This is a genomic window from Flavobacterium sufflavum, assembly GCF_004016525.1.
GTDB lineage: Bacteria > Bacteroidota > Bacteroidia > Flavobacteriales > Flavobacteriaceae > Flavobacterium > Flavobacterium sufflavum.
In genome coordinates, this window is the sequence record NZ_SACJ01000013.1 from 56,906 (window position 1) to 73,269 (window position 16,364).

11 protein-coding genes are annotated in these 16,364 nt (G+C 34.7%); 4 read left to right on the top strand and 7 right to left on the bottom strand.

Annotation, left to right across the window (positions count from 1 at the left end; genetic code table 11):
• Positions 1-93: 93 nt before the first annotated feature.
• Positions 94-1,503: an alpha/beta hydrolase family protein gene (locus EOD40_RS15945; protein WP_128197224.1), complete on the bottom strand. Its 1,410-nt coding sequence runs from the start codon at positions 1,501-1,503 to the stop codon at positions 94-96.
• 164 nt (positions 1,504-1,667) lie between these two features.
• Between EOD40_RS15945 and pafA the strand changes: the two genes are divergently transcribed.
• Positions 1,668-3,281 (top strand): alkaline phosphatase PafA, encoded by a 1,614-nt coding sequence (gene pafA, locus EOD40_RS15950; protein ID WP_128197226.1) that lies wholly within the window; start codon positions 1,668-1,670, stop codon positions 3,279-3,281.
• 54 nt (positions 3,282-3,335) lie between these two features.
• Here the strand turns inward: pafA and lysA are convergent, their stop codons facing one another.
• The 3 genes from lysA to gltB all read right to left on the bottom strand — a co-directional run bounded on the left by lysA (position 3,336) and on the right by gltB (position 10,749).
• Entirely contained in the window at positions 3,336-4,559 is a 1,224-nt protein-coding gene (gene lysA / locus EOD40_RS15955) for a diaminopimelate decarboxylase (protein WP_128197228.1), read from the bottom strand.
• A gap of 216 nt (positions 4,560-4,775) precedes the next feature.
• The gene (locus EOD40_RS15960; RefSeq protein ID WP_128197230.1) at positions 4,776-6,230 is read right to left on the bottom strand and encodes a glutamate synthase subunit beta; all 1,455 of its coding nucleotides are present in this window, start codon (positions 6,228-6,230) and stop codon (positions 4,776-4,778) included.
• A 4-nt stretch (positions 6,231-6,234) separates the two neighbouring features.
• Entirely contained in the window at positions 6,235-10,749 is a 4,515-nt protein-coding gene (gltB, locus tag EOD40_RS15965; RefSeq protein ID WP_128197232.1) for a glutamate synthase large subunit, read from the bottom strand.
• A 422-nt stretch (positions 10,750-11,171) separates the two neighbouring features.
• Here gltB and sucC point away from each other — a divergent pair, with 422 nt between their 5' ends.
• Positions 11,172-12,377: an ADP-forming succinate--CoA ligase subunit beta gene (sucC, locus tag EOD40_RS15970; protein WP_128197234.1), complete on the top strand. Its 1,206-nt coding sequence runs from the start codon at positions 11,172-11,174 to the stop codon at positions 12,375-12,377.
• Between the two features lie 336 nt (positions 12,378-12,713).
• Positions 12,714-13,052, top strand: coding sequence for a type 1 periplasmic-binding domain-containing protein (locus tag EOD40_RS15975; RefSeq protein ID WP_128197236.1), 339 nt, complete (start codon positions 12,714-12,716; stop codon positions 13,050-13,052).
• Between the two features lie 95 nt (positions 13,053-13,147).
• Here the strand turns inward: EOD40_RS15975 and EOD40_RS15980 are convergent, their stop codons facing one another.
• The 3 genes from EOD40_RS15980 to EOD40_RS15990 are packed head-to-tail and all read right to left on the bottom strand — an operon-like array spanning position 13,148 to position 15,655.
• The gene (locus tag EOD40_RS15980; protein ID WP_128197237.1) at positions 13,148-13,558 is read right to left on the bottom strand and encodes a DUF1456 family protein; all 411 of its coding nucleotides are present in this window, start codon (positions 13,556-13,558) and stop codon (positions 13,148-13,150) included.
• A 39-nt stretch (positions 13,559-13,597) separates the two neighbouring features.
• Entirely contained in the window at positions 13,598-14,638 is a 1,041-nt protein-coding gene (locus EOD40_RS15985) for an aminotransferase class I/II-fold pyridoxal phosphate-dependent enzyme (protein ID WP_128197239.1), read from the bottom strand.
• 6 nt (positions 14,639-14,644) lie between these two features.
• Positions 14,645-15,655 carry a dipeptide epimerase gene (locus EOD40_RS15990; RefSeq protein ID WP_128197241.1) on the bottom strand — a complete coding sequence of 337 codons (1,011 nt, stop codon included), beginning with the start codon at positions 15,653-15,655 and terminating at the stop codon, positions 14,645-14,647.
• Between the two features lie 311 nt (positions 15,656-15,966).
• Here EOD40_RS15990 and EOD40_RS15995 point away from each other — a divergent pair, with 311 nt between their 5' ends.
• Positions 15,967-16,362: an excinuclease ABC subunit B gene (locus EOD40_RS15995; protein WP_128197243.1), complete on the top strand. Its 396-nt coding sequence runs from the start codon at positions 15,967-15,969 to the stop codon at positions 16,360-16,362.
• The last annotated feature ends 2 nt before the right edge of the window (positions 16,363-16,364 follow it).

Genomic DNA, 16,364 nt, shown 5'->3' on the forward strand with positions numbered 1-16,364 from the left:
TTTTTTATGAAATCAAAGTTGTTTTCGATGTGTTTTTTCGTTTTATGAGAAGTAAAGCCAGTTAGTGTCTTTAGAGTTAATCTTAGAAGTAAATTATTTTTTAGGTTTATTTGCTTTTGGCGGATTAAGGTAGTTTTTAAAGAAGCTATAAAGCGTATTTAAGCTGGAAGCCGTTTGCGGAATAGCATGTCCTTTACCATAATTGATTAAAGTAGAGGTTGGAACTCCTAAATGGTCCAATTTACTTTTTAGATGTGTAATTTGATCTTGATAGTAATGATCATCATCAGTATTGTAAAAGAATAGAGTAGGAGCTGTTGCTTTGGTCTCAACTAAATAAGAAGAACCCATCGATTCCCATAATTCTCTGTTTTCGTCTAATGGACCCCAAACCCAAGGACATCTCAATTCTAAATTTTTATCTCCATCATCTGGAGTATTATATATAAGTGTGTAATCAAAAACGCCAGGGCCTAATGTTGCAGCCTGTACATCATCAGAAATACCAATATGGAAACCGGCATTTTCCAAGGCATTAACTTTTTTATCTCCAATAGCCATCGAGCCTGCGGTTGAACCTCTGGAAAATCCATAAATGCCTATTTTGCCCGAAAGGCCCATTTGCTTACCCAAAAAACGCAAGGTTCGGATAGCTGATTTTACTTTTTGTGCAGCATCCGGATTGGTTTGAAATGATTTATAGGCGTCATTGGCGCCGTTCACAGGTTTTCCTTTTGACCAGGGACAGTACTTAGGATGGTCGGCAATTGCCCAAGCCATTCCATTAGCGGGAGCGCCTTCGAGAAAAGAATCATTAAAACCCGCAAAAGAATAAGCAAGGTTTAGTCTTTGGTCTTTATATGCATCAGTAAGCTTTCCTTTGCTTTGATCGTAATTGGCATAGCTGTTACTATAAGAAAAAGATAGAATTACAGGCACTTTAGCAACAGTATTGGCCGGATAAATAATATCCATGTGCAAAGAATCACCAACGATGTATTGTTCAGGTGTATTGTAGACTTTAGGATTGTCAACAAAATAGCTTACATTTCGTGCAATACGATAGCCTTCAAATAAGACATAGGACTTGTATTGAGAGCAGTTTTTATAACCGCAAAAATTCCCGGCCGCTATAGAATCATTGATTGCTATGATGTCTTCGTTTATTTTTAGTGCTTTGGCATTACTATTTTTGGAATAATTAAGTTCAATCACTCTATAACCTTGGGATAATAACCAATTCACATCTTTTTTAATGCTATTTCGACCAATTTTTTTAAGAGTAAGATTTTCTAAATATACTACTGTCAGATAATTTCCGGCGTAATCTTTTATAGGTTTTTCCGATTCTGTCGCTTTGAATTCAATTGTGCCAGCTGTAACTTGACTGGTCCATTTTCCGGAAGCAGCCCATGAACTTAAAGTTACCGATAAGCTCAGTAAGAGGATAAAGAAATATTTTCTTGATGAGAAAGTTAAAAAAGAGATGGAATTGTATTTCATTGTATTCTTGTTTCGAACAAAGAGTTTCTAATAGTAGGATAATTGTAAAAGTACAAATACAAAAGTAAGTTTTGTATTCTTTGTTTTCTGTTTTTTTAGATAACAATTTCCTGATGTAGACTCAATGTTTAATTTGTATTTTTGTTTTCTATACCTAAATTATTATGAAAAAAATATTTTTACTATTTACTGTAATTGCAATTTTTAATGCTAATGCGCAACAAAGGCCTAAGTTGGTTGTTGGGATTGTTGTTGACCAAATGAAGATGGAATATCTCTATCGTTTTTCGGATGATTTTTCGGCTAATGGTTTTCGTCGATTGATGAATGATGGTTATGTATTTCATAATACACATTACAACTATATGCCAACTTATACAGCACCGGGTCATGCATCAATTTATACAGGAACTACACCTGCTGTTCATGGAATTGTTGGGAATAGCTGGTTTGATAAAAATATTGGAAAATCCAGATATTGTACTGATGATACTTCGGTTTCTATTTTAGGAACAGGAGATTCAGGTGAAGGGAAAATGTCTCCTGTAAATTTGGAAAGTACCACAATTACTGACGAATTGCGTATGGCTACTAATTTTAAAGGAAAAGTTATTGGTATTAGTGTTAAAGATCGTGGTGCGATACTACCGGCCGGGCATTTTGCTAATTGGGCATTTTGGCTGAGCGATTCCGGAAATTTTATATCCAGTACTTTTTATGGAAAACAATTGCCTAATTGGGTTTCTGAATTTAATGCGAAGAAAAATTACGTAACCTACTTAAATAAAGATTGGACTTTGCTTAAGCCCGAATCGGTTTATGATAAGAGTTTAGCCGATGATAATCCGTATGAAGGGCTTTTGTATGGAAGTAAAAAACCGGTTTTTCCATATAACTTAAAAGAAATGTATGCCAGTAAAGGAGCAAAGGTGATAAAATCAACTCCTTTTGGGAATGATTTTTTAGCTGATTTTGCTAAAGAAGCTATCGCTAATGAAGGTTTGGGAGAAGATGCTGTTACTGATTTTCTAGCGGTAAGTTTTTCTTCAACGGATTATGTTGGACATTTAACAGGACCACGTTCGAGAGAAATTCAGGATACTTATTTGCGTTTGGATAATACGATTGCTGATTTTCTGGCTTATTTAGATAAAAAAGTGGGTAAGGATAATTATCTATTGTTTTTAACTGCTGATCATGCTGCTGCCGAAAATGTGAGTTTTTTAAAAGATAATAAATATGCGTTAGATGTTGTAGGTCATAAAGAATTGTCTACTCAGTTGCGTGAATTTTCTAAGACTAATTTTGGTTCCGATTTGATATTGAATTATTCGAATTACAATCTGTTTTTCGATAAAAAACAAATTCAGGAAAAAGGGCTTTCTTTGGATAAGGTAAAATTGGCCTTTAAGGATTTTCTGATGAAGCTGCCACAGGTAAAAAGGGTTTATACTGAGGAAGAGATTTTGGCAGGAACAACAGCAGATTATTTTTTAACTTTTGTTACCAAAGGTTATGATTCAAAGCAAAATGGAGAATTGGTTATTCTTGACAAAGCAGGTTATATTGAACATGAGGGAACAGGAACTTCTCATGGAACTCCTTATAGTTATGATACCCATGTGCCATTGTTGTTTTATGGCTGGAATATTAAAAAAGGAGAATCTTTTGATAAAAAAGTAATTACCCAGATTGCACCGACAATTGCCCAGAAAATTAAAGTTACTTTCCCGAACGGTACAGAATCCAATGTGTTGACAGAAGTTTTAGATAAATAAATGGCATAAAAAAAGGGACTTATTAAAAGTCCCTTTTTTATGGTTTAATTTTTATTATTTTCCTACTGCAACAGTAGCAGGTAATGGAATTTGATTTTTTAATAAATCTTCAAATGTTTCGTGTGCTCTAATTAAGTGTCCTTCTCCATTAATCCACAATACTTCAGCTGGTTTGTATCTTGAATTGTAGTTAGAAGACATAGAATAGCAATAAGCTCCTGCGTTTCTGAAACAAAGGATATCACCTTCGGCAATTTCCTGAATTCTACGGTTGCTTGCAAAAGTATCTGTTTCGCAAATATATCCTACTACAGAGTAAAAACGCTCTTTTCCTTTTGGATTCGAAATGTTTTCAATATGGTGCTGTGAACCATAAAACATTGGACGGATTAAATGGTTGAATCCAGAATCAATTCCTGCAAAAACAGTAGAAGTAGTTTGTTTTACTACGTTTACTTTTGCTAAGAAGAAACCAGCTTCACTTACTAAAAATTTCCCTGGTTCAAAAATAAGCGTTAAATCTTTGCCGTATTCAGCACAGAAAGCGTTGAATCTTTTAGATAATTTTTTACCTAATTCTTCAATATCTGTTTCGATATCGTCTTTTTTGTAAGGAACTTTGAATCCACTTCCAAAATCTAAGAATTCAAGATTTTTGAAATTTCTTGCAGCATCAAATAAGATTTCAGCAGCATAAAGGAATACTTCGATATCTAAAATATCAGAACCTGTGTGCATGTGAATACCTGCAATATTCATATTTGTGTTTTCAACAATACGCACTAAATGTGGTAATTGGTGAACTGAAATACCAAATTTACTATCAATGTGTCCTACCGAAATGTTTTCGTTTCCACCCGCCATAACGTGAGGGTTGATACGGATACAAACCGGAACATGTGGGTGTTTAGCACCAAATTGCTCAAGGATAGACAGGTTGTCAATATTGATTTGAACACCTAAAGCGTGTACTTCTTCAATTTCTTCAAGAGAAACACCGTTAGGCGTGAAAAATATTTGATCTGGAGAATATCCTGCATGAAGTCCTAGTTGAACTTCCTGAATAGAAACAGCATCCAAACAAGATCCCAAATCTCTCAACAATTGAAGAATGGCAACGTTAGACAATGCTTTCATCGCATAATTGATACGCAATTTTTCTACTTTAGAAAAAGCTTTAGTTAATCTTTCGTATTGTGATTTTATTTTCTCGGCATCATATACATATAATGGACTGCCAAATTGATCTGCTAATTGAAGTAAGTCTTTTGATTGCATTGCTGTAATTTTTACACAAATTTATTATTCTTTATTGATACTACAATAGATAAATATATTTCTAACAAATTCTAACAATAAGTTATATAATAAACCTTATGTGAGTTTTTTAATGTTTTTTATCACATTGTGTTGTCTGTTAGGTGAAATGTTTGAAAAACAAAAAAGGCTATCTGAAATTTCTTTCTGATAGCCTTTTCTTGAGTTTATTAAGTACTACAATGGAGGTAAATCTCCACCTTCTTTAGTAGGAAGGTTTGTAGTTCCCATTAAGTATAAATCTACTTCTCTGGCAGCCTCACGACCTTCAGAAATAGCCCAAACAATTAATGATTGTCCTCTTCTCATATCTCCCGCAGTAAATACGTTTGGAACATTTGTTTGGTAATTGTTAGCTTTATAATTACTTCTGAAATCAGTTTCAAGACCTAATTGTTCAGCTAAAGTTTTCTCAGGACCTGTAAATCCTAGAGCTAATAAAGCTAAGTCACATGGCCAGATTTTTTCAGAACCTTCAATCTCGATTAATTGAGGAGCTTGTCCTGGAACCATTTTCCACTCTACGTTTACAGTTTTAAGAGCTGTCAATTTACCATTTGCATCTTTGATGAATTCTTTGGTATTGATTAACCAGTTTCTTTCAACACCTTCTTTGTGAGAAGAAGAAGTTTTTAACTGTAATGGCCAGTAAGGCCATGGAGTTGATTCGCTTCTTCCAACTGGTGGTTTTGGCATAATCTCAAAGTTAGTTACTGATTTTGCACCGTGACGGTTTGATGTACCCACACAGTCAGAACCTGTATCTCCACCACCAATTACGATTACATCTTTTCCGGTAGCTAAAACTTGATTTTCGATTTTTTCTCCAAAAACAACTTTAGTTTGTTGAGTCAAGAAATCCATTGCCTGAACTACACCATCAGCATCAGCACCTGGAGTAGGTAAGCTTCTTCTTTGAGTAGCTCCACCACAAAGTACGATAGAATCAAATGCTTTTAAATCGTTGATATCATAGTTTACCCCAACATTAGTGTTTACTTTGAAAGTAATTCCTTCTGCTTCAAGGATAGCTACACGACGGTCGATAATTTCTTTTTCTAATTTGAAATTAGGAATTCCGTAACGCAATAATCCACCGATTGCATTGTCTCTTTCAAAAACAGTAACAGTGTGACCTGCTCTGTTTAATTGTTGCGCAGCTGCTAAACCTGCAGGTCCTGAACCAACAACAGCAACAGTTTTTCCTGTTCTTGTTTTTGGTGGTTGTGGTTTAATCCATCCTTCCTGAAAGGCACGTTCTACAATATTTTTTTCTATATTTTCAATAGATATTGGTTCTGCAATAATTCCCAATACACATGCTTTTTCACATGGAGCAGGACACAAACGTCCTGTAAATTCAGGGAAATTATTTGTTGAATGTAGTATCCAAGAGGCTTTTTGCCATTCACCCTGGTGTACCATGTGGTTGAAATCAGGGATTAAATTCCCTAATGGACATCCACTGTGGCAAAATGGAATACCACAATCCATACAACGAGATCCTTGTTTGGTAATTTCAGCTTCACTCAAAGGAACTGTAAATTCTTTATAATGTCCTACACGATCTTGTACTGCTGTGTATGATTCATCTTTTCTTTCGAATTCTTTAAAACCTGTTACTTTTCCCATTGTATTATGCTGTTAATTCTTCTACCATTTGTACCTCAGTTTCCAAACGCTTTAATGCTTTTTTGTATTCTGTAGGCATTACTTTTACAAAATTTTCTAAGCTTGTATTCCAATCATTCAATAATTCGATACCTTTTGTACTTTGTGTGTACTCTACGTGTCTTTCTATTAAATTTTTCAATTCATCAGCTTCGTTTCCTTCAATTGTTTCAAACTCGATGGTTTCAGTGTTACATAAACCATTTTTGAATTTGTGTTCAGGATCGTAGATGTAAGCGATACCACCACTCATACCTGCAGCAAAGTTTCTTCCTGTTTTACCCAGAACGACTACTTTTCCACCAGTCATGTACTCACAACCGTGATCACCCACACCTTCAACTACTGCAATAGCACCTGAGTTACGAACTGCGAAACGCTCTCCTGCGATACCATTGATGTAAGCTTGTCCTTCGATTGCTCCAAATAAACAAACGTTACCTACAATGATGTTTTCAGAGGCAACAAAAGTTGCTTTAGCTGGTTTCTTGATGATTAATTTAGCTCCAGATAATCCTTTTCCTAAATAGTCATTTGTATTTCCTTCAACAGTAAAAGTCAATCCGTGTGCACTAAATGCTCCTAAACTTTGTCCTGCAGAACCTGTGAAATGAATATTTAAAGTGTCTTCCGGTAGACCTAAGTGACCATATATTTTAGAAATCTCGTTACTAACAATAGCTCCCACTGAACGGTCGGTATTTTTAATAGGATATTCTAAAGACATTTTTTCTTTTCTGTATAAAGCACGGTGAGAGTCTTTCAAGATTTGGAAATCCATTACGTTGTCTAATCCGTGGTCTTGTTTTTCAGTATTACGAACCGTCATGTATTTGTATTGATCCGGTCTGTGTAAGATAGAAGATAAATCTAATCCTCTTGCTTTATAATGTGTGATTGCTTTGTTAGAATTGATTTTGTGTGTTTGACCAATCATTTCCTCTAAAGTTCTGAATCCAAGTTGAGCCATGATACCTCTTAATTCTTCTGCAACATAGTAGAAGAAGTTGATAACGTGCTCAGGAGTTCCTTTAAAGTTTTTACGCAATTCTTTATCTTGAGTAGCAATACCTACAGGGCAAGTATTCAAGTGACATTTACGCATCATGATACATCCTGAAGCTACAAGTGGAGCAGTAGCAAAACCAAATTCTTCAGCACCTAATAAAGCAGCGATAGCTACGTCACGTCCGGTTTTTAACTGTCCGTCACATTCTACAACAATACGGCTTCTTAGGTTGTTTAATACTAAAGTTTGTTGTGCTTCAGCCAATCCAAGTTCCCAAGGAAGACCTGCGTGTTTCAATGACGTTAATGGAGAAGCTCCAGTACCACCATCGTAACCTGCAATTAATACAACGTCAGCCTTTGCTTTAGCAACACCCGCTGCAATTGTTCCAACACCAACTTCAGAAACCAGTTTCACGTTGATACGTGCTTCTCTGTTAGCGTTTTTCAAGTCAAAGATTAATTGAGCTAAATCCTCGATTGAGTAAATATCGTGGTGAGGCGGTGGCGAAATCAATCCTACAAAAGGAGTTGAGTTACGAGCCGATGCAATCCAAGGCAATACTTTTTCACCTGGTAATTGTCCACCTTCTCCAGGTTTTGCACCTTGAGCCATTTTAATTTGAATCTCTTTTGCACTAGATAAGTAGTGAGAAGTTACTCCAAAACGTCCGGAAGCTACTTGTTTGATAGCCGAGTTACGACTGTCACCGTTTACATCCGGTTGGAAACGAGTTCTGTCTTCTCCACCTTCACCTGAATTAGATTTTCCTCCAATACGGTTCATAGCGATAGCTAAGTTCTCGTGTGCTTCTCTAGAAATAGATCCGTAAGACATCGCTCCGGTTTTGAAACGTTTTACGATATCAGTCCATGGTTCTACTTCGTCTAATGGGATTGGATCTAAGTTGTCAAATTCAAATAAACCACGGATAGTCATTAAACTTGTAGCCTGATCGTTTACTGTTTTAGCATATACATCATAACTAGCTTGATCACTTAAACGTACTGCTTGTTGCAATTTAGCAATAGTAGTAGGATTGAACATGTGTCTTTCCCCGTTACGTCTCCATCTGTATTCACCCCCAATGTTTAATCCTAAACGGTTTGGAATTAATACATCCGGGTAAGCATAGTCATATCTTTCGCTGATTTCTTTTTCAATTTCATACAATCCAATACCTTCAATTCTTGAAGCAGTGTAAGGGAAGTATTTTTGAACAAATTTAGAGTTGAAACCAACAATTTCGAAAATTTGAGAACCTCTGTATGAGTGTAAAGTAGAGATTCCAATTTTGTTCATGATTTTTAAAAGACCTGAACCAATCGCTTTGTTGAAGTTGTCAACCGCTTTTTGCTCGCTAATTCCAGTTATGAATCCTTCTTGTACTTGAACACGAATGATTTCGTTAACCATATAAGGGTTGATAGCACTTGCTCCGTAACCAAATAAAGTAGCAAAATGGTGTGGTTCACGTGGTTCAGCTGATTCGATGATGATATCGAAGTAAGAACGCTTGCGTAAACGGTTCATTTGGTGGTGAACATAAGAACAAGCTAATAAAGCAGGGATTGGAGCAAATTCTTTATTTACACCTCTATCAGATAAGATAATGATGTTAGTTCCTCTGTCAACTGCTTTGCTGATTTGAGTGATAATGTCTTCTAAAGCATTTTCTAAACCATTTAAACCTTTTTCTTTTTTGTATAAGATTTCAATAGTTTCAGCTTTGAAATGATCGATATCAATATTTCTGATTTTTTCTAAGTCATCGTTAGAAATAACCGGATTTTGAATTCTTAATTTTCTACATTGTTTACTTGAAATATCAAAGATGTTTCTGTCTTGTCCCAATGCTAAACTGATATCAGTTACAATTTCTTCACGGATACCATCCAAAGGTGGGTTAGTTACCTGAGCAAATAATTGTTTGAAATAGTTAGGAATTAATTGTGGTCTGTCAGATAAAACAGCAAGAGGAGTATCGATACCCATTGAACCCAAAGCTTCTTTTCCAGCTTGAGCCATTGGCGTAATCATATCCTGAATATCCTCTAATGTATAGTTGAATAAACGCTCTCTTGTTTTTAAATCGATAGTTTCAATTGGACAAGCCTTAGTTGTAGTAGGAACGTCTTTAAGGTTCAAGCGGTATTGTTTCAACCATTCCTGGTAAGGTCTTTCAGAAACAATTTTGCTTTTGATTTCCTCATCATTGATGATACGTCCTTCGTTCATGTCTACCAAGAACATTTTTCCTGGCTCTAATCTACCGTGGCTTTCTACATCTTCCGGATCAACAGTTACAACACCAATTTCTGATGCCATAATCAATTTACCACTTTTAGTTACAGTATAACGAGAAGGTCTTAAACCATTACGGTCTAATAAAGCTCCTACGTAATCTCCGTCAGAGAAAGGTACAGAAGCTGGTCCATCCCATGGCTCCATGATACAAGCATTGTATTCGTAGAATGCTTTTCTCTCATCAGACATGGTTTTGTGTTTTTCCCATGCTTCAGGAATCATCATCATCATTACTTCAGGTAATGAACGTCCAGTGTGTGTCAATAATTCAACAACCATATCCATAGAGGCTGAATCTGATTTTCCTGGCAAGATGATAGGGAATAATTTTTCGATTTGCGGTCCAAAGACATCACTTTTCATGATTTCTTCACGAACACGCATTCTGCTTACGTTACCTCTTAAAGTATTGATTTCACCATTTTGACACATGTATCTAAAAGGTTGAGACAATTCCCAGGTAGGCATTGTATTAGTAGAGAAACGTTGGTGTACTAACGCCAAACGAGTTACTAAATCTGTTTGTTGTAAGTCAGTATAATATGGCCCAATATCTTCAGGCATAATGATACCTTTATATATTAAGGTAGTAGTAGATAAACTAGGTACATAAAAATAACCACTTTGAGATACTTTAGAATTTGCAATAGCATGCTCTGTGATTTTACGTGCAGCATATAACTTAGCCTTGAAAGTAGTTTCGTCAATAGCTTCGCTTTTACCAACAAATATTTGTTCAATAGTAGGTTCAGAAGCAGCGGCGATTTCACCTAATTGCGTAGAATCTACAGGGACTTCTCTCCATCCAAGAACAGTAAGTCCTTGTGCTTTAATTTCTTTTTCAAATATGTCTTTACAAAAAACGTATTGATTTTGGATTTTAGGTAAAAATACCATCCCAACAGCATACTCACGTGCAGCAGGTAATTTGAAATCACAAACTCTATTGAAGTATTCGTGAGGAATGTCAATCAAAAGTCCAGCTCCATCTCCCGTTTTTCCGTCAGCACTTACACCACCACGGTGTTCTAGTTTTACTAGAATTTCTAGTGCGTCGTGAATAATTTGATTTGTTTTCTCACCTTTAAGGTTGCAGATAAAACCAGCTCCACAGTTTTCATGCTCGAATTCTGGCAAATAAAGGCCTTGTTCTTTAACTTTCATGCTTGATAATTTTTTTTACAAAAATAGATATTTCATTAAATATAATCCATCGATTTGGAGTATTATGAGCTACTTTTACAGGAATAATAGAAAAATGTATTATTAATAATAATAATTGCATTATTTAAGCTAAGTATTAACAAATCGTTAATATAACTTCGTTTTTAAGGTGTTATTTTGACAATTATTTCTGATTTTTTTAAATTCAATATTATAAAATTAAAGATAAAAACGTCTGCTCGCTCATTTTTTTGACGGAAAATCTTTTTTTTGATGAAAAAAAAACTGCAAAACCATCTTTTTTTAACTTTATTTATAAGATATTTTAAATCACTAAAAAGATTTTACTTTTAAGTTCGTTTTAGCTACTTTTGTCGGACTTATTTTCTGAAATACAATCAGATTCAGACAAATTCTATATTATGAACATACACGAATATCAAGGAAAAGAGATTTTAGCTAGCTATGGAGTTCGCGTTCAACGCGGAATCGTTGCTAATAGTCCAGTTGAAGCAGTAGCTGCTGCAAAACAATTAACTACCGAAACGGGAACGAGTTGGTATGTTGTAAAAGCCCAAATTCACGCTGGTGGACGTGGTAAAGGAGGCGGGGTTAAACTTGCTAAGGGAATTGACAAAGTGGAAGGAATTGCAAGCGAAATTATCGGTATGCAATTAGTGACTCCTCAAACTTCTGCTGAGGGGAAAAAAGTACACAAAGTTTTAATTGCTGAAGATGTTTATTATCCAGGTGAATCTGAAACTTCTGAGTTTTATGTTTCTGTTTTATTGAACAGAGCTACAGGTCGCAATATGATCATGTATTCTACTGAAGGTGGAATGGATATTGAAGAAGTGGCTGAGCATACACCTCATTTAATTTTTACTGAAGAGATTGATCCTACTGTAGGATTACAAGGTTTCCAGGCAAGAAGAATTGCTTTTAACTTAGGTCTTTCAGGGAATGCTTTTAAAGAAATGGTTAAATTCATCGATTCATTATACAATGCTTACATTGGTTCTGATGCTTCTATGTTTGAAATCAACCCGGTATTAAAAACATCTGATAATAAAATTTTAGCTGTTGATGCTAAAGTGAATATTGATGACAACGCATTATATAGACAAAAAGCTTATGCTGAAATGCGTGATATTCTTGAAGAAAATCCAATTGAAGTTGAAGCTAAAGAAGTAGGACTGAACTATGTGGATCTTGACGGTACTGTAGGATGTATGGTAAATGGTGCAGGTCTTGCTATGGCAACAATGGATTTGATTAAATATGCTGGTTTTGAGCCTGCAAACTTCCTTGACGTAGGAGGAACTGCTGATGCAAAACGTGTTGAAACAGCTTTCCGTATTATCTTGAAAGATCCAAACGTAAAAGCTATCTTGATTAACATTTTTGGAGGAATCGTTCGTTGTGACCGTGTTGCTCAAGGTGTTGTTGATGCTTACAAAAACATGGGAGACGCTATTAAAGTGCCAATCATTGTTCGTTTGCAAGGTACAAATGCTGAAATTGCTAAAGAATTAATTGATAGTTCAGGTATGCCAATTTTATCTGCAGTTCAATTCCAGGAAGCTGCTGATCAAGTTCAAGCTGCACTTTCTACAGTTGTTTCTTAATTAAGAAATTTAGTTATATAAAATCCTGTTTCGTTGTAAAAAACGAGACAGGATTTTTTGTTTATAGCTAGTTCTGGTTTGTTATCATTCTTTATATTAATTTAGTATTAACTGGATAATTGATGCTTTTTTTTAGTGATTATGCCTTTTTTGTGCGATAAATGAAATTTTAGCTATTCTTTTTTATAAAGCTCTTATTTTTTGTTTCAATAGTTTTTGTACTTCGTAAAAGCTGTAAAATGGCTTCTTTTATGTTTAGGTTAAGTAATTGTTTTTGTGGTTTTTATGTTGGAATCTCGTTGTAATTTTGACCTGTAATTAAAAAACAAAGAAATCATGAAAAAATTATTTTTATCTGTTATTGTTACTTTATTGATGGGTACAGCTTTTGCTGCGGATAAGTCTCCAAATACAGCAAAAAATTTTGATGAGACTTATAGAGAATTGACCAAGTTATTGAACACATATCCTAATTTAGGAGGATTAGACCAGGACGTTCTGGTAAAAGTGAGAATTGCAATCAATGAGAATCATGAAATTGTAGTGATGAGCACTGATACTACTAACGAAGATTTGAATTATTACATCAAGAACACCTTAAACTATCAAAAGCTGTTAGCTGATGAATTGAAAGTTGGAAAAGGGCTTGTTTTCCTGGTTAAGTTTACTAAGTAGTTTAAAGTACATTAAAACAAAAAAATCCCAATTTCGTTTTAAGCGAGATTGGGATTTTGTGTTTTATTTACCAAAAGAATTTAAATATTTTATACTTAAGATTTTTTGTTTTTTCCATTGTTGAACTTCACTTTTTCTACAACCTGGATTTTAGGAGCAGCTTTTTTAAAAGAAGGCTTTTTCTTGAAATCTGTTTTAGCTTTTGGAGAACTTTTAGGTTCTTCTTTTGTTTTAACCGGAATTTCAGCTTTGTGTTTCGCTAAAACATCCTTCGGGTTTTTAGGATTTTCTTTTGTACCACGCAAATGAATAACCAATCCATTTAAAAAATTGCGCAATACCTGGTCTCCACATTCTACATAATTAGGGTGTTTTTCGTCACGGAAAAAAGCACCTAATTCTGATTTTGAAATTCTGAAATCTACCAATTCCAATATTTCCACAATTTGGTCATCACGAAGCATTAAGGCAACGCGTAATTTTTTAAAGATATCGTTGTTTGTCATTTTTGTATTTTTTACAAAGGTACGTTATTCTGGCATTAGCTACTCATCTTTGCTTTGGTATTGATTGAGGATTTTAGCTATTTTGTCTAAATCCTTCTTTTTATGGTTGGCTGTGATGATAATTCTATTGAGGTAATTATCTTCGGAAGTGTATTTAAAATTGGTAATGATGATTTTATTCGAAGCCAAAACGCTATTGATATTTTCTATTTTGGGGTAAATAACAGGGTAGTTTTTGTCAAAAAGAATATTCCTATTTGGGAGTAATTTCGAATTAAGATAGTTGGTATTTTTCTTTAATTTTTTGTGTTGACTTACATACAATTCTTCAGCATCGGCGAGGGTTTTTACAAAAGCGGGATTCATTCCGGCACTCGAAACAAAAGTGTCGTTTAATTTAATCTGATTCATAAAATCAATGTCACTCGCTATAACTCCTCCTGATAATCCCATGGCTTTACCTAAAGAAGAAACCATGATTTTGCGTTTGACATTAGGCTGATTTATAGTTGAAAAAATACCATTGCCATTTGTGCCCAAAATCCCCAGTGAATGGGATTCGTCGATAACAAGAGTTATTTCCTTGTGATTGGGGATTTGTTCTAACGCAGAAAAATCTGCGGTTGTGACAGTATTCGAGGCAACAGCATCGCTTAGGATTGTAATTTTTTCTGGTTTGTCATCTAATAAACGAGGATTTAATTCCTCATTTATATAAAACGGAAGACTATCACCATTACTAATAGCAACATGATTGTCCGGAAAATGATAGAAAACAGCTGTTTCTGACTTTAAGGCTTCAAGAACCAATCGTCCGGCTAACATTCCGGAAGAAACGGTAACAGCAGCATCGGCCTGAATGAATTTAGCCAAAAAAAATTCTCCTTTTTCGTAAGCAATTAATTTGATATTCGCATTTCGGGAACTTCCATAAGCAGTTCCCCAACGGGCAATATTTTTGAAGAGTATTTTTTGAAATTTTTTATTTGGCGGTAAGCCTAAATAAGCTGTACCGCCAAAATATAAATATTTTTCATCGTCGATTTTTAAGACCCGATCAGGGAATTTAGTTACTTTCATTAATTGTTATTTTAAAATAACTCCGGTTCCATTCAATGTAGAATAGCCAATTTTTCCATTATTTATTTGTACTCCGCTGGCAATGTCTTCCGTTAAAAGTAAGGCACCATCCATGTCAACATAATCCAATTGTGGTAATAAATGTGCAATAGCCGAAATTCCAACAGAAGATTCGGTCATGCAGCCCACCATGGTTTTTAATCCCAGTTTCTTGGCTTGTTGAATCATTCTTCGGGCAGGAGTTAAACCGCCGCATTTTACCAGTTTGATATTGATTCCATGAAAATGATTGTAACATTTTGCAACATCTTGCTCGATAATACAGCTTTCGTCAGCAATGATTGGTAAAACAGAATGTTTAAAAATAAATTCATGTCCTTTCCAGTCATCGGCTTTTAGCGGTTGTTCCAGGAATTCGACCCCTAATTTTTTAAGTTCGATAGCATTGTTAAGGGTTTCTTCAATTCCCCATCCGCAATTGGCATCAATTCTAAAAATAGCATCGGTATGTTCTCTTAAAGCTTTTACTATGGCAATGTCTTCACTGGTTCCTAATTTTATTTTATAGATAGGCCAGGGCAGTTCCTTCATTTTAGCCACCATTTTATCGATAGTGTCAATTCCGATGGTATAATTAGTCAAAGGGTTTCTTTCGGTGTTGTAATCCCAAAGTTCATGCAGTTTTTTACCTTTTTTTCGGGCATACAAATCGGTATAGGCCATATCCAGCGCACAGAGTGCAAACATATCGTGTTTCAGGAAAGGATATACTTTTGCCCAAAATTCTTCAGGGGTTTCATCAACAGAAGACTCTATTAAGGAACGTATTGCTTCTAAATCCTGTTTCATCATTGGTACACTAATGTTGTAATAGGGATTTGAAGTAGCTTCACCGTATCCTGAGAATCCGCCATTTTTTAATTGTACAATTAAGGAAGGCTGAATATCAATTGATTCTCTAGAGATTGTAAAGGTGTGCTTTAATTGTAGCTCGTATTCTCTTATAATCAATTCCATAATAGTCTCGTTTTATGATAAAATTAAGCTATATAAATGAAAAAAAAATGCCGGAAATGCAGAATTTTGATTTTCGGATTTTTTTAATCTCATTTTGCAGATATCATAAAAAAGGATATCGATAAAAGCGGTTTGTGTAAAAAGTGGTTTTCGCTTCTAAGTATTTGTGTCAAGAAAAGTTATTTTTATGTTATTTTTTGCTTCTATATGTTGGAAAAAAAATATGATTTTCCGATTAAATTGTTTAATTCCCGATGTTTCTTTGGGGTTTTATCATAAAAAATGATAATTTAGCTAAAATTATTTACGATATGGAAGCTTACGAAGAGAAGAAGAAATTGCTTTTAGATATGATTGCCTTTGCGACAGTTGATGGTCAATTGAGTAAAAAAGGCTATGATTTTTTATTTTTAATAGCTAATGAATTAAATTTTGAAAAAGGTGGATTTATTGATTTGTTGAGTCATGAATTGCCAACATTACCGGATAACATGAAGCTGAATCGAATTAAGCAATTTTACCAGTTGCTTCTCTTTTTTCAGAACGATGGTGTTTTATACAAACAGGATCCGGATTTAATTGTACATATTGCAATTAGTATGGGACTAGATACCGATGCCATTAAGGTGTTAATCAAAAAGGTAAAAAACGCTCCTAATACTATTATTCCAGAGGATGCTTTATGGAAAATTTTTCAGGAAGAGTAGAC

Coding starts and splice junctions, on each gene's coding strand:
- EOD40_RS15945 (WP_128197224.1), bottom strand. CDS start 1,503: ATGAAATACAATTCCATCTCTTTTTTAACTTTCTCATCAAGAAAATAT.
- pafA (WP_128197226.1), top strand. CDS start 1,668: ATGAAAAAAATATTTTTACTATTTACTGTAATTGCAATTTTTAATGCT.
- lysA (WP_128197228.1), bottom strand. CDS start 4,559: ATGCAATCAAAAGACTTACTTCAATTAGCAGATCAATTTGGCAGTCCA.
- EOD40_RS15960 (WP_128197230.1), bottom strand. CDS start 6,230: ATGGGAAAAGTAACAGGTTTTAAAGAATTCGAAAGAAAAGATGAATCA.
- gltB (WP_128197232.1), bottom strand. CDS start 10,749: ATGAAAGTTAAAGAACAAGGCCTTTATTTGCCAGAATTCGAGCATGAA.
- sucC (WP_128197234.1), top strand. CDS start 11,172: ATGAACATACACGAATATCAAGGAAAAGAGATTTTAGCTAGCTATGGA.
- EOD40_RS15975 (WP_128197236.1), top strand. CDS start 12,714: ATGAAAAAATTATTTTTATCTGTTATTGTTACTTTATTGATGGGTACA.
- EOD40_RS15980 (WP_128197237.1), bottom strand. CDS start 13,558: ATGACAAACAACGATATCTTTAAAAAATTACGCGTTGCCTTAATGCTT.
- EOD40_RS15985 (WP_128197239.1), bottom strand. CDS start 14,638: ATGAAAGTAACTAAATTCCCTGATCGGGTCTTAAAAATCGACGATGAA.
- EOD40_RS15990 (WP_128197241.1), bottom strand. CDS start 15,655: ATGGAATTGATTATAAGAGAATACGAGCTACAATTAAAGCACACCTTT.
- EOD40_RS15995 (WP_128197243.1), top strand. CDS start 15,967: ATGGAAGCTTACGAAGAGAAGAAGAAATTGCTTTTAGATATGATTGCC.